At 68.4% G+C, this 13,948-nt stretch carries 14 protein-coding genes; 3 read left to right on the top strand and 11 right to left on the bottom strand.

Annotated features, from left to right (window positions below):
- Positions 1-172 precede the first annotated feature (172 nt).
- The 6 genes from gcvH to AC3A4T_RS12825 all read right to left on the bottom strand — a co-directional run bounded on the left by gcvH (position 173) and on the right by AC3A4T_RS12825 (position 4,806).
- Positions 173-568 (bottom strand): glycine cleavage system protein GcvH, encoded by a 396-nt coding sequence (gene gcvH / locus AC3A4T_RS12850; RefSeq protein ID WP_036114531.1) that lies wholly within the window; start codon positions 566-568, stop codon positions 173-175.
- A gap of 212 nt (positions 569-780) precedes the next feature.
- Positions 781-1,404 (bottom strand): DsbA family protein, encoded by a 624-nt coding sequence (locus tag AC3A4T_RS12845; RefSeq protein WP_487675742.1) that lies wholly within the window; start codon positions 1,402-1,404, stop codon positions 781-783.
- 10 nt (positions 1,405-1,414) lie between these two features.
- Entirely contained in the window at positions 1,415-2,551 is a 1,137-nt protein-coding gene (gene gcvT, locus AC3A4T_RS12840; protein ID WP_487675741.1) for a glycine cleavage system aminomethyltransferase GcvT, read from the bottom strand.
- A gap of 286 nt (positions 2,552-2,837) precedes the next feature.
- Positions 2,838-3,332 (bottom strand): hypothetical protein, encoded by a 495-nt coding sequence (locus AC3A4T_RS12835; RefSeq protein ID WP_487675740.1) that lies wholly within the window; start codon positions 3,330-3,332, stop codon positions 2,838-2,840.
- A 60-nt stretch (positions 3,333-3,392) separates the two neighbouring features.
- Complete coding sequence (locus tag AC3A4T_RS12830; RefSeq protein ID WP_036114547.1) at positions 3,393-3,833, bottom strand: NfeD family protein; 441 nt, start codon at positions 3,831-3,833, stop codon at positions 3,393-3,395.
- Between the two features lies 1 nt (position 3,834).
- The gene (locus tag AC3A4T_RS12825; protein WP_425494661.1) at positions 3,835-4,806 is read right to left on the bottom strand and encodes an SPFH domain-containing protein; all 972 of its coding nucleotides are present in this window, start codon (positions 4,804-4,806) and stop codon (positions 3,835-3,837) included.
- A gap of 176 nt (positions 4,807-4,982) precedes the next feature.
- Here AC3A4T_RS12825 and AC3A4T_RS12820 point away from each other — a divergent pair, with 176 nt between their 5' ends.
- The 3 genes from AC3A4T_RS12820 to AC3A4T_RS12810 are packed head-to-tail and all read left to right on the top strand — an operon-like array spanning position 4,983 to position 7,821.
- Positions 4,983-5,519, top strand: a complete 537-nt coding sequence (locus AC3A4T_RS12820) for an RNA polymerase sigma factor (protein WP_487675739.1) — start codon at positions 4,983-4,985, stop codon at positions 5,517-5,519.
- A complete protein-coding gene (locus AC3A4T_RS12815; protein WP_487675738.1) occupies positions 5,512-6,468 on the top strand; it encodes a hypothetical protein in 957 nt (318 codons plus the stop codon). Before AC3A4T_RS12820 ends, AC3A4T_RS12815 begins: the two co-directional genes overlap by 8 nt.
- A gap of 30 nt (positions 6,469-6,498) precedes the next feature.
- Entirely contained in the window at positions 6,499-7,821 is a 1,323-nt protein-coding gene (locus AC3A4T_RS12810; protein ID WP_487675737.1) for a PDZ domain-containing protein, read from the top strand.
- Positions 7,822-8,238: 417 nt separating this feature from the next.
- Here the strand turns inward: AC3A4T_RS12810 and AC3A4T_RS12805 are convergent, their stop codons facing one another.
- The 5 genes from AC3A4T_RS12805 to AC3A4T_RS12785 all read right to left on the bottom strand — a co-directional run bounded on the left by AC3A4T_RS12805 (position 8,239) and on the right by AC3A4T_RS12785 (position 13,873).
- Complete coding sequence (locus tag AC3A4T_RS12805) at positions 8,239-9,228, bottom strand: DUF6607 family protein (protein WP_487675736.1); 990 nt, start codon at positions 9,226-9,228, stop codon at positions 8,239-8,241.
- 56 nt (positions 9,229-9,284) lie between these two features.
- Positions 9,285-9,863: a Hemin transport protein gene (locus tag AC3A4T_RS12800; RefSeq protein ID WP_487675735.1), complete on the bottom strand. Its 579-nt coding sequence runs from the start codon at positions 9,861-9,863 to the stop codon at positions 9,285-9,287.
- Positions 9,864-9,865: 2 nt separating this feature from the next.
- Positions 9,866-12,163 carry a TonB-dependent hemoglobin/transferrin/lactoferrin family receptor gene (locus AC3A4T_RS12795; RefSeq protein WP_487675734.1) on the bottom strand — a complete coding sequence of 766 codons (2,298 nt, stop codon included), beginning with the start codon at positions 12,161-12,163 and terminating at the stop codon, positions 9,866-9,868.
- 347 nt (positions 12,164-12,510) lie between these two features.
- Positions 12,511-12,759: a hemin uptake protein HemP gene (locus AC3A4T_RS12790; protein ID WP_056117322.1), complete on the bottom strand. Its 249-nt coding sequence runs from the start codon at positions 12,757-12,759 to the stop codon at positions 12,511-12,513.
- A gap of 118 nt (positions 12,760-12,877) precedes the next feature.
- The gene (locus tag AC3A4T_RS12785) at positions 12,878-13,873 is read right to left on the bottom strand and encodes an aldo/keto reductase (protein ID WP_487675733.1); all 996 of its coding nucleotides are present in this window, start codon (positions 13,871-13,873) and stop codon (positions 12,878-12,880) included.
- Positions 13,874-13,948 lie beyond the last annotated feature (75 nt).

Genomic DNA, 13,948 nt, shown 5'->3' with positions numbered 1-13,948 from the left:
CACTTCGCGATCGGGCTTCGTGTCGACCGGCGCGGCGCGATCGAGGTCGTGTCGGCCGCGTCGGCAAGCGCGTCGCCACAAACGAAACGGGGAGCGAGTCCCGGGCACCGCGATCGCGGGCCGGTCCTGCGCTCCCCGTGGACCGCGGCCGTTGCCGGCCGCGGTGGGTGACTCAGTGGTCGTCTTCTTCGAGCAGCTCGGCGTAGTCGTCGGGCGCGAGCAGTTCGTTGAGCTGGTCGGGTTCGTCGATCTCGACGGTGTAGATCCAGCCTTCGCCGTAGGCGTCTTCGTTGATCGTTTCCGGCTTGTCCGCCAGCGCGGCGTTGACCGCGGTCACGGTGCCGGAGACCGGCGCGTAGACGTCGGAGGCGGCCTTGACCGACTCGACCACGGCGCTGGCGTTGCCCGCTTCGACGCGGTCGCCGACGTTGGGCAGTTCGACGTAGACCAAGTCGCCGAGCAAGCCCTGGGCGTGGTCGGAGATGCCGACGGTGACTTTGCCGTCGCCTTCGACGCGGGCCCACTCGTGGGATTTCATGAACTTCAGATCGCCGGGGATTTCACTCATGGCTGGCCTCGAACGTTGCGGGAGCGGCGGGTAATGGCGCGTAGTTTAACGATGCCGGGCCGCTGTGGGAGGGGTAAACGCAAAAGCGGGAGCACAAAGCGCGAATCGGGTTGCGGGATTTGAGGAAGGGCCGCAAGTAAGCGACGCAAGACGGCGTCGCGCCGGAACTTTACCTCGCGCCGCAACACGTCCGGGAGCGAACGGCGAAACGTTCAACCGGCATCCGCCGTGAACGGTTCGCGGCCGGTGAGCAGCGCCTCGCGCAGCGCTTCGACCCGGTCCTGACCCCAGAACGGTTCGCCGTCGAGTACATAGCCAGGCAGGCCCGGCAGATCGGCGGCGATCGCGGCGCGGGTGTTGCCGCGATAGATCGCGGCGACCTCCTCGCCGTCGGCGGTGGCGAGCGTCGCATCGGCATCGTGACCGGCATCGCGCAACAGCCCCGCGACGGTGTCGCGATCGGCGAGGTCGCGGTCGTGCGCCCAGACCGCGCGGAACCCGGCATCCATGTAAGCGGACGGATCGCGGCCCTGCCGATCGAGCGCGATCGCGCAGCGGTCGGCCAGGCTCGGGTCGACCGGAAAGAACTTCGGCGCGAGGTTCAACGGCACGCCGCGTTGCTGGCGCGCGCGCTGCAACTCGATCAGGCGATAGCGCTGGCGCGCCGGCGCGCGCTGGCCCAGCGGCAGGCCGCCGTTGGCCTCGAACAGTTCGAAGATCCGCACCGGCTTGTAGACCAGGGTCGCGCCGGCCTCGCGCGCGGCCGCGAGCAGCGGCGCGTGGCCGAGGTAGGCGTACGGCGAGATCAGGCTGAAGTAGTAATCGATGCGGGGCATGCGCGCGGCCTCAGACGAGTACGCCGTCCTGGGCCTGGCCGTCGCGCACGAACGGGAACTTGACCACCCGCACCGGCACTTCCTTGCCGCGAATGTCGACCCGCACGTTGCCGCCGGCGCCCAGCGCGATCTCGCCGGCCGGCACGCGCGCGAACGCGATCGACTTGTTCAGCGTCGGCGAGAACGTGCCCGACAGGATCTCGCCTTCGCCATGCGCGGTCAGCACCTTCTGGCCGTGACGCAGCACGCCCTTGTCGTCCATCACCAGCGCGATCATCTGGCGCGCGGCGCCGGTGGCCTTGAGTTGTTCCAGCGGGCCGCGGCCGATGAAGTCGCGCGGCGCGCCGTCGGCGCCGCTGTCGAGGGCGATGGTCCAGGCCAGCGCGGCCTCGTACGGCGAAACCGTGTCGTCCATGTCCTGGCCGTACAGATTCATGCCCGCTTCCAGGCGCAGGGTATCGCGCGCGCCCAGACCGGCCGGCTTGACGCCCGCGGCGAGCAGCGCGTCCCACAGCGCGACCGCGCGGTCTTCGGGCACCACCACTTCGAAACCGTCTTCGCCGGTGTAACCGGTGCGGGCGATGAACAGCGCGATGCCGTCGGTGGTTTGCGCATCACCGGCGACGAACTTGCCAAGCTTGCCGATCCGCGCGCGATCCTCCTCGCGCAGCAGGCCGACCACCTTGTCGCGCGCGTTCGGGCCCTGCACCGCGATCATCGCCAGCTCCGGACGCTCGCTCACCGACACGTCGAACGCCTTGGCCTGCTCGCCGATCCACGCCAGATCCTTTTCGCGGGTGGCCGCGTTGACCACCAGGCGGAAATAGCTTTCGTCGAGGAAGTACACGATCAGGTCGTCGATCACCCCGCCCTGCGGGTTGAGCATGCAGGTGTACAGCGCCTTGCCCGACTTCTGCAGCTTGTCGACCGAGTTGGCGACCAGGCGGCGCAGGAACTCGCGCACGCGCGCGCCGCGCAGGTCGACCACGGTCATGTGGCTGACGTCGAACATGCCGGCGTCGCGGCGCACCTGATGGTGCTCTTCGATCTGCGAGCCGTAGTTGATCGGCATGTCCCAGCCGCCGAAATCCACCATCTTGGCGCCGAGTGCGCGGTGGGCGTCGTTGAGGATGGTCTTCTGGCTCATGGGGCGCTGCCTGCTCGTGGGGGTTTGAGCCGGTGATTATTCCAGAAGCGCGCTGCGCGCGTATTTACTGGGGTTCGGTACGCGGGCGAATGGTGGCGCCGCGCAGCTGCGAGGTCTTTTGTGGGTGGGAGCTTCAGCCCCGACGCTTTTCGCTCAGGTCGCGGCGCTGTCTTGAAGGTGCTTGTTGTGCTGAAAGAAAAGCGTCGGGGCTCAAGCTCCCCACAAAAGGTCTGCCGGAGCAACGAGGCTTCGGGCATTCGCGGTGGGCGCTTTGGCGCGGCCGACTCTATTCTTCTTCGGCGCCTTCGTTGTAACAGCTTACTTCGGTTGGCTTGACCTCGACGAAACGGCCCTTGCGCCGGTCCAGCCGCACCGCCCAGCGCGAGGCGTCGAAGCGTTCGCGCGCGGCCGCGCCTTCGACCAGGGTGTCGATGATCGCGATCACGCCCGGGTCGCTGATGCCGTCGATCATGCAGGTCGAAATCGACACCCGCTCGCCGCGCAGCAGCTTGGGGTACGGCACTACGTCGGTGATCTTCCAGCGCGCTTCGTTGCCGATCCGGCCGACCAGTTCGGCGGCGTAGAACTTCAGCGAGCGGTCCTCGTGGTCGTCGATCGTGCCGATGCTGCGCGCGCAGATCTGCTCGGCGCTGCGGCCGGTGCCGACGCAGCCGCCGGTGTTGGATTTGAAACCGTCCGGAAACGGCGGCACGACCTTGCCGATCCAGTCGTCGCCGCGTTGCGGGCCGCCGGCCGAAGCCGGCGCGACCCCCAGCAGCATTGCGAACACCATCGCCGATGCGCGCAAGCTCGTTGTCACGGCGCGCACGGTCGTCATGGGTCAGCCCGCCAGTTCGACCTGCAAGGTCATGCCGTCGGTACCGATCACCCGCACCGCGGTGCCGGTGGCCAACTCCGGCCCGGTCACGTCCCAGAACGCATCGGCGATCTGGACCCGGCCGCGGCCCTGCACGATGCCGCGTTCGAGCACCACCACGCGGCCGATCAACTGCTCGGCGCGACGGTTCAACAAGGGCTGGTCGCTCTTGCGCTCGCGGCCGCGGAACCAGGTGCGGTAGACCTGGATCGAGGCGAAGCTCAACACGATGAAGGCCGCGACCTGCGCCAGCACGGTCAGGCCCGGGAACACCATCGACAGCGCGAACACCGCCGCGGCGGCAAAGCCGAGCCAGAGCATGAATGCGCCGGGCGCCAGCGCCTCAGCCGCGAACAGCAGCATCGCGATCGCGGCCCAGCTTACGGTCTGCCAGGTCCAGGCCATGTCAGCCTCCGCTGCGCAACGGCGGCGGCGCGCCGGCCGCGCGACTGGGCTGGCGCTCGAGCGCTTCCTTGGCCAGTTCGCCGATGCCGGCGAGCGAGCCGATGATGCCGGCCGATTCCATCGGCATCATCACGAACTTCTGGTTCGGCGCTTCGGCCAGCGACTTGAACGCCTCGATGTATTTCTGCGCGATGAAGTAGTTGATCGCCTGCACATTGCCCGAGGCGATCGCGTTGGACACCACCTCGGTGGCCTTGGCTTCGGCCTGGGCCAGGCGCTCGCGCGCCTCGGCCTGACGGAACGCGGCTTCCTTCTCGCCCTCGGCTTCCAGGATCACCGACTGCTTCTCGCCCTCGGCCTTGAGGATCGCGGCCTGACGGAAACCCTCGGCTTCGAGAATATTCGCGCGCTTCTCGCGCTCGGCCTTCATCTGCCGCGCCATCGAGTCGACCAGATCGCGCGGCGGCTGGATGTCCTTCAATTCGATGCGGTTGACCTTCAGGCCCCACGGATGGGTCGCCTGATCGACCGCGTTGAGCACCTTGGTGTTGATCTCGTCGCGCTTGGACAGCGACTCGTCCAGGTCCATCGAACCGATCGCGGTGCGGATGTTGGTCATGACCAAGTTGAGGATCGCGATTTCCAAGGTGGCGACTTCATACGCCGCCTTGGCCGCGTCCTGCACCTGGAAGAACACGATGCCGTCGACCTTGACCACCGCGTTGTCCTTGGTGATCACGTCCTGGCTGGGGACTTCCAGCACCTGCTCCATCATGTTGATCTTGCGGCCGACGCCGTAGATCACCGGCATCAGGAAATGCAGACCCGGGTCCATGGTGTGGGTGTAGCGGCCGAAGCGCTCGACGGTCCACTGATAACCCTGCGGCACCATGCGCACCGTCTTGAACAGCAGGATCACGCCCGCGAACACCACCACCATCGCCAGAAACGTTCCCATGAACTCCCCCTCCATGCCTCGTCCGAGGCCGTCAGTATAGGCCGTGCGGGTGCCTGCGACCCTTCACGCCCTTGGCGCATCCTTGTATTCGAATGCCAGCCGAAACCACCCCAGCGCCCCCGCCCGCTCCGCTGCCCGCCCCCTCATCGGGGCGGCCGCTGTCGAGCTTCGCCATCGACGTCCCGGAGACGTTGCTGGCACGCGCGCGCAACGGCGAGGGCGCGGCGTTCGAGCAGATCTACCGCTGGTTCGAACGGCCGGTGTTCACCCTGGCGATGCGGATCGCCGGCGATCGCGACGAGGCCACCGACGTGCTGCAGGAGACCATGTTGAAAGTGCTCACGCGGATCGGCGACTTCCGCGGCCACCTCGACGGCAGCGGCACGCCGTTCTGGGGCTGGTTGCGCCAGATCGCGGTCAACGAGGCGCTGATGCGGCTGCGCAGTCAGCGCCGCCACGAGCATGCGGTCGAACCCAACGACGAACACCTGGCCGACGACCGCCTGCCGCCGCCACCGGCCGCCGCCGACGCCGCCGCGCTCGGCCGCGCCCTGGCCCAGTTGCCGGCGCCGACCCGCAGCGTGCTGTGGCTGTACCACGCCGAGGGCTATACCCATGAGGAGATCGCGACGTTGATGCAACGCACGCCGAGCTTCTCCAAATCGCAACTCGCGCGCGGCTCGCGCCGCCTGCGCCTGTTGCTGGAACCGGAGCAGGCCCATGCCTGATCGAAACCTTCCCGACCCGCGCGGCGCCGCGCCGCGGGACTGGCCGACCGCATTCGCGCAGTTGCCGGCGGAAACGCCGCCGGCCGACGGCTGGGCGCAGGTCGCCGCGCGCCTGGCGTCCGCGGCGAACGCCGCGCCGCCGGCCGGCGACACGGCATCGACCGCATTGCCCGCGACCGGTCGCATGACGGTCACGCGTCGCCACGTACCGCACCGCCGCCGCTGGGCGATGGCGGCGATGCTCGCCGCGGCGCTGCCGCTGGCGTGGTGGCTGAGCCAGCGCGGCGCCGATCCGATCACGCCGGCGACGCAGCCGGCGCAGGTCGCGCACAGCCAGAACCCGTCGCCCGATCAGGTGATTGCGCAGCCGCCGCCGTCGACGCAAGCGTCGCCCGATGCTGGCACGTTGGCCGACCTCGGCGAGCGCAACACCGATCGCGTGGCCGACCACGCAACCGACCGCGCGACCGATCGCGAGATCGCCACCACGCCGAACCCATCGAACAACGCTTACAAGCCCGCACCGCGTACCGCCAAACCGCAACCCGACGCATCGCCCGGAACCCGCGAACGCCAAGCGCCGACGCGTCTGGCCGCGAACGAAACCGCGCCGACGCCGCAAGCGCTCGCGAACAACGACAGCGACGCGATCGCTCAACGCATCGGCGAACTGCAGGCGCAGTCGGCGCAGTTGGAAGCGCTGATCGCCGCCAGTCGCGACGACCGCGTGGCCAGCGCCACCGCGGCGGTCATGAGTTCCGAACTCGACCAGCGCCTGGGCCTGATCGATGCCACCCTGATTTCCGCGCCGCTGCCGGCGTCGCAACGCCTGTCGCTGTGGCAACAGCGCGTCGGCACGCTGCGCGCGCTGGCCGGGGTGGAAAGCACGCAACGCTGGTTCGCCGCGCAAGGCGAACGCTACGACGACGCGCTGGTGCGCGTCGACTGATTCCTCTTCACCGCCGTACCGGAGAACGACATGGCCCGCGCCATCACCCACTTGCGCCGTACGCTTCCGCTGCTGCTGGCCGCGGCAATCGGCAGCGCGCTCGCGCACGACAATCCGAACAACGCCGGCGCCATCGACGCCGCGCCGCCGACCGCCACAGCCGCCCCGACCCGGGTGCACAGCTACTACTTCGTGAGCCGCGGCGATGCGGCCGCATCGCGCCAGTTCGCCCAGGCACGCCAGTTCACCCAGACCTATCCGCGCCAACGCAGCGAACCGGGCGCGCTGCCCGATCCGGTGACCAAACCGACCCTGATCCGCGATGACGTGCGCGGGCCGCAACTTGGCGTGATCCTCGCGCCGGACGCAAAAGCCGGCGTGCGCATCGTCGCGGTCACGCCCGACAGCGCCGCCGCCAAGGCCGGCCTGCGTAGCGGCGATTCGCTGCTCGGCGTGGGCGACAAGAGCATCGCCGGCGCCGACGGCCCGGCCCGGCTGGCGAATGCGCGCGCGCTGCTCGGCGTGCTCGAACCGGGCAAGCCGGTGCGCATCCGCTATCAGCGCGACGGCAAGCCGGCCAGCCTGACCGCGACGCCGCAGCTCGGCGAGCGGGTCATGGTGTTCGAGAACGACGACGGCTCGCAGTTCGTGACCAACGGCGAACTCGTGGTCCGGCGCCGGCGCGATGGCGGCTCGGAAATCTCCGCCGACAGCATCGAATACATCGCGGCCGAGCCGATGATGGCGCCGCGCATGCACAGCGAGATCATCCGTCTGAACGCGGATTGCAAGAACAAACCCTGCCCGCTGCCGTCGATCAGCGAGGCGCTGCGCTGGAACGGCCTCAACCTGGCCTCGGTCGACGCCAAGCTCGGCCGCTACTTCGGCGCGCAGCGCGGCGTGCTGGTGCTCAGCGCCGGTCCCGAGCTCAAGGGCCTGGAAGCCGGCGACGTGATCCAGAGCATCGACGGCCGCCAAGTCGACAGCCCGCGCGAAGCGATGGCGGCCCTGCGCGGCAAACCCGACGGCGGTCAGGTCGAAGTGGCGTATCTGCGCGATCGCGCCAAGGCCAAGAGCACGATCAAGGTGCCCAAGGCGATCGCCTGGGCCCCACCACCGCCGCCGCCGGCTCCTCCCGCTCCGCCGAGGCCGCCGAGGGCGCCGGTGCCACCCGCGCCGCCCGCGCCGGTGGCTGCGCCTGACGCGCCGGTTCCGCCGGCTCCTCCCGCGCCGCCGCCGCCGCCGGCACCTCCGCACGGCTTGCTGTTGCCCGCGCCGGGCGCGGCACCGGTCGCACCTGCGGCGCCGGTGTGGGCGTCGACCGGACAGGCCGGGGCGACTCGCGTCGATTGAAGCGGACGCTGTCGGAGCGAGTGATTGGCGAGCGAATGATGGCCGGACGCGTCGGTGAAGTTGCGTCGTAAGCGGGTGTCGCGGTCGCGGCTTGCGCCGCTCCTACAGTCGGCCTACGGCGCGATTACCATTCCAGACTGTAGGAGCGGCGCAAGCCGCGACCGCGAATCGACCCGTGTCGGCGAAACTGGATTGCGCGCGTTACCGCACACCACTCGTCTGTAAGAACGCCAACACAATCTACGTCAACGCAATTAAAAGGCCGGGCATCGCTGCCCGGCCTTTTTTATCAGCTCGAATACGACCTCAGGCGCCATGCGTCGAGACACGCACAACACCAAGATCGCAATAGGTCAGCGACGTAATCGCAGCCTCGATCGCTACTCGGACCACGGCAACTACGGCAACCTCCACGACTCACTTGGCCGGCGGCGACTGCTCCGGACCCGCCGAATCCGCCGGCGCCTTGACCACCCACTTGGCGAACACCGCGTCGATCTCGTTGTCGGCCACCGGCTTGCCTTCTTCCAACTTTCCGGCCTGTTCGAACAGCGGGATGATCATCGCCATGCCATCGACCTTGGTCTTGAGCTGCACGCCCGGCGCCTGGTCCAGATACACGTTCCAGTGCGCGCGCACCTTGGCCCAGTAATCCTTGGTCGCGGCCCAGTATTTGTACGCCGGCTTGAAGTCGACGTCCTTGGTCTTGACGTAATCGTTGAAGCCGAACTCGCGCGCCAGTTCTTCCTGGGTGCCGTCGGGCTTGCGCAGCACCTTGGTGTTGTACTGCTCGTGGGTCCAGCCGTTCGGGGTCAGGGTGTGGCGGTTGATCGCCGCGACCGCGTTGTAGTCGCTGCGCTTGGTGTACTCGCGCCGCGGCAGCGGACGCCAGCTCGGATCGCTGGTCCAGGTGGCGACGTTGTTGCGGTAATCCCAGCGGCCGGTGCCGCAGTAACGTGGCGCATCGCTGACTTCATACACGCACTGGGTCCAGGCGCCGCGATTGAGCTCGGCCGGGATTTTGCGCACGTGCCAGGTCTGGTCGGCGCTGAATTCGAAACGCTGCGGCGCTTCGAACACCCAGTCCTGACGCCAGTGCTTGGTGACGTGGCCGCTCTTGCCGTCGACCAGGATGTGCTGCAGGACGATCCGGCGCGGACTGTCCTCGACCACGATCACGGTCTCGTTGCCGCCGCTGCGCATCGCCGGGGCGCGTTCGTAGTTCGGCTTGAGCAGCACGGTTTCGTCGAAAGCGAAATCGACGATGTACTCGCCCTGCATGGCCAGGATCGAAGCGCGGTCGCGCTCGGTCGAGACAGCGGCGTTGACGGGAGACAGGGCCAGCGCGATCGGGCTGGCGCACAGACAAAGGGCCAGCACGCTGGCGCGGATTACGGGTTGGGTCATGGCTGAACTCGATGCTTCTCGGTTGGCTATATAAAAGGAAAGGAGGGGATCGGGGATCAGGCGAATTGCGCCGGTCGCGCCTCGTCGCTCAGGCGCGAGGCCATGCAGCAGCACACGTGGGCCTGGGTCTGCAGGCGCGCGCCTTCGCCGCCGGCGATGCGACGCGCATGCGCTTGTCCCAGCGGCGACAGTTCGGCGGTGTCGGCGACGAGGATGCAATGCCCGGCGTCGTCGCGCAGCACGTGCAAGCGCAGCACTTCGGCCTGCCAGCGCCCGCGCAGGCGACGCAGCCAGCGCCGGCGCAGTCCGGCCCAGGCGCCGCCGCGGGCGTCCGCGCCCTGGACCATCGGCAACTTCGCCGCGGCGTCGTCCCAGGCCAGGAAATCGCTGTCGGGCAATAGATACAACCGCCAGCACACGCGACCGGCGGCGTTGCGGAACACCAGCGCTTCGCACGAGGACTCGCCGTCGAGGCGGGTCATGCGCTCGGTGCTGGCCGCCTGCAGCCAGCCGTCGAGCGCGTCGCGATGACGGCGCGGGTACAGGCACAACACCGTCGCGACCGCGGCCAGCCGTTCCGGCGCCGGCAGGCCGGCGCGTTCGGGCGGGTTCGCGATCGACGACGGCGCGCGCATGCTTACCAGCTCACCGACACGCTGGCGCCGACGTTGCGGCCCGGCGCGCTGTAGCGGTCGATCACGGTGCTGGTCGCGGCGATGCCCGGAAGGTCGCCGGCGTCCCAATAGGTCTTGTCGCCCAGATTGAACACGCCGACGTTGACCTTGGCGCCCGGCGCGAAATTCCAGTGCGCAAGCAGATCGAGCACGCCGTAGCCCGGCGCGGCGAAGCGGTTCGGCGCCGGCAGATCGTTCTTGCGCTTGGCGAAGCGGCCGGCCAGTTCCACGCCCCACTCGTCGCGGTCGTAGGCCAGGCCCAGGGTCGCGGTCAACGGCGCGATCGATTCCAGCGGACGATCGGCGGTCTTGTCCTCGCCCTTGCTGTACGCCGCCGCGCCGCGCAGCGACCAACCGGCCCAGGCCGGCGACAACTCGCCGAAGTCGACGCCGCCGCGCAGTTCCACGCCGCGGATGCGCGCCTTGGCCACGTTCTGCGACTGGAACACGATCAACGGCGTCTGCGGCGGCGCGCTGACCTGACGGTTGGACTCGATGAAGTCCTTATAGTCGTTGTAGTACGCCGACAGCTGCGCATACACGGCCTTGCCGCTGAAGCGCAGGCCCAGTTCGTAGCCGTCGCTGGTCTCGGGCTTGAGGTTCGGATTCGGAATCGCGGTGTAGCCGAACTGCAGATTGGTGAAGCCCAGGTTGACGTCGCTGTAGGGCGGCGCGCGGAAGCCGCGCTGGTAGCCGCCGTACACCGACCAGTCCTGCGAGAAGTGCCAGACCGCGCCGAGCTTGGGCGACACGCTGGTCTTGCTCAGGTCGCTGACGACCACGCCGGGGTTATCGGCGGTGAAGATCGCATCGCGTTGCGGACGCAGTTCGTAACGGTCCACGCGCACCGCCGGCACCAGCCGGAACGCGCCGTCGGCGAACTGGATTTCGTCCTGCACGAACACACCGGCGCTCTGGGTCTTGCTGACCGGGAAATCGCGCACCGGGAAGGTATCGGGCGAGATCACGTTGGTGCTCGCGCCGGTGGTCAGGTTGATCGCGCGGCCGTCGCGCTTCTGGCGGAACTCGGTGTTTTCGTATTCGAAACCGTAGGTCAGGGTGTGCTCGACCGAACCGGTGGCGAAGCCCTTGTGCGCGGTGGCTTCGGCGCCGTACACGCGCTGGTCGAAGTTGAATTCGCGCAGGCGCAGGGTCGGGCTGATCTCGCGGCCGCCGACCACGCTCACTCGCTGCTCGCGGGTGCGCTGGGTGGTCTCGCTGTCCTGGCGGTAGATCTGCCAGCGCAGCGAATCGGCGAAGGCGCTGTCCAGCGCATCGATTTCATGCGCGAACGCGACCCGCGCGCGGGTCTGGTGGTCGTTGCCGGTCTGCGACAACACCCGCACCGCCGGCGCGCCCGGCATCGACAGCGCGGTGCCGCGCGCGGTGAACACGTCGGTGTCGGTCTGGTCTTCGCTGCCTTCCACGGTCAGGCGGAAACGCTGGTTGTCGCTGGGCGCGTACACCAGCTTGGTCAGCAGACTGCGGCCGTCGCTGTCCTGCGGGTTGGGCGTGGTGCGGCTGGCGTCGAGGCTGTTGCGCTTGCCTTGGTTCTCGGTTTCCTGGCCCTGATGGTGATTGACCACGACCAGGCCCGACCAGCGCTCGCCGCCGAACGCCGCGGTGGCGCCGCCGTACAGGCCGTCGTTCTGGCTTTCGACGCCGAGCTTGAGGCCGAAGTAGGTGTTGGCGCCGTCCTTGAGGTAGTCCTCCGGGTCCTTGGTCACGAACGAAACCACGCCGCCGAGCGCATCGGAGCCATGCAGCGCGCTGCTGGGGCCACGCACGATCTCGACTTCCTTGACCGTGTCCAGATCGACGAAATTGCGCCCGGCGTTGGAGAAGCTGCCGATGCTGAAGCTGTCGGAGACCGAGATGCCGTCGACCAGCACGCGCACGCGATTGCCGCCGAGGCCGCGGATGCGGATGTCGCCCAGGCCGAAGCGTTCGCGGTTGGAACCCACGACGATGCCGGGCTCGTAGCGGAACAGGTCCTTGATGTTGCGGGTCAGCTCGTTGTCCATGCGCTCGCGGTCGATCGCACTGACCGTGGCCGGCACGTCCTGCACCGCGCGCTCGGTGCGCGTGGCGCTTACCACCACGCGCTGGAGTTCGTTGACGTCGGCACCGTCGGGCGCGGGCGCATCGGCGGCGAGCGCGGCGACCGGCAGCGCGAGCAGCAACGCCAGGGCCAGCGCGGAACGCGCGGGGACGACAGGGAAAACGCGCGGACGCGCGGCAACACTCAGGACGCGGGACATGCAGTCGGACTCGGTTGTATGGGTTTTGGACCGAGGCGGGCTGGCGTCCGATGCAAAGACTTCGTTGCAGGACAGGGCTGGCAGCCTGGGAGAGAGAGGGTGCTGGCGGGTCGGCGTACCGACGCGCCGCGCCGCGTCGATCCCGGGACGGGAATGAGGACGCGGTGCGGCGGTGACGCGGGCGCTGGGGCGGGCTTGCAGCGTTGGGCTCAGCGGGCTCGGGGTCGGGTGGCTGCGGTTGGGCTTTGGACGTTTTAGTCCGGGGCCTTTGGCGGTCGGGTCGAACTCGGGCTTGTGGGTTGGATGTTGCTGAGGGGTGCTTGGCTGGGTGCGCGCCGGTCGCGGGGTTACTTGGTCAGGATCAGTTTGTCGTTACGGGTATGACGCAGGCGATAGACCTCGCCGCCGTGACGGATCAGCACTTCGCGCGCGCCGCGCAGCAGCGCGGTGCTTTCGACCAGCACGCCCTGGGCAGCGGCGACCACGGCCGAGGCCATGGCGGTCGGCGCGGTGGCATCGACGGCGGGGGTCGCGACGGCGGACAGGGGACGATCGGTACGGGGTTTCAGCTGAAGCACCGGGTTGCGCAGAGACATGGCGGTGACTCGTTCGGGGGTGGGCTCCCGAATGATGATAATGATTCTCATTTGCCAGTCAACACGCAAACACACAAATCTGCGACTGCAGTCATGCAGAAGACGTCCAGGCCCCTGTTCAGGCAAAGGCGTTCTCGACCCGCTGCCAGCCGGCCTCGTCGACTTTCTCGAGCAACTCCAGCGCCTGCAGGTTCTGCAGCAGCTGTTCGCTGCGGCTGGCGCCGAGGATCACGCTCGACACATGCGGGTTACGCAGGCACCAGGCGATCGCCAGCGGCGCCTGTTCGACCCCGAGCTCGCGCGCGACCGCGCCGAACGCGGCCACCCGTTCGATCCGGCGCTGATCGGAACTGCCGACCGCGATCCGGCGCAGCCAGTCCTTGTCGGCATGCTCCAGCCGGCCGCGCTCGACGCCGTTCTCACCGTCGCCGTGCGCCGACAGCGCGCCGTACTTGCCGGTCAGCAGCCCGGAAGCCAGCGGCGACCAGATCGTGGTGCCCAGTCCCAGCTCGGCGTACAGCGGCGCGTATTCCAGCTCGACCCGATCGCGATGCAGCAGGTTGTACTGCGGCTGCTCCATGCTCGGCGCATGCAGATGATGGGCGCGCGCGATCTTGTGCGCCTCGCGGATCAACCCGGCCGGCCATTCCGACGTACCCCAATACAGCACCTTGCCCTGGCGGATCAGCGCGTCCATCGCACACACGGTTTCCTCGATCGGCGTGTCCGGATCGGGACGATGGCAGTAGTACAGATCGAGATGCTCGACACGCAGCCGGCGCAGCGCATCGTGGCAGGCTTCGGTGACGTGCTTGCGCGACAAACCCTTCTGGGTCGGAGCCGGCTCCTCGACCGAGCCGAAGAAGACCTTGCTGGACACGCAGTAACCGTCGCGCGGCAAGCGCAGCTCGGCGATAACCTCGCCCATCACCCGCTCGGCCTCGCCGTTGGCATACCCTTCGGCGTTGTCGAAAAAGTTGATGCCGTGATCCCACGCCGTCGCGATCAGCTCGCGCGCGATCTCGCGGCCGATCTGCGCACCGAAGGTAACCCAGGCGCCGAACGACAGCGCCGACAGTTGGAGGCCGGATGAACCCAGGCGACGGTATTGCATGGACACGCTCCCATCGGATCATTGACTGCACGCATGCTACGCCGATGAGCCTCAAGACCCAGGGCGGAATGCGCG

The organism is Lysobacter sp. Soil_N_51, from assembly GCF_057655755.1.
The sequence above is the reverse complement of the archived record's forward strand: the minus strand, read 5'-3'. Positions and strand labels throughout refer to the sequence as shown.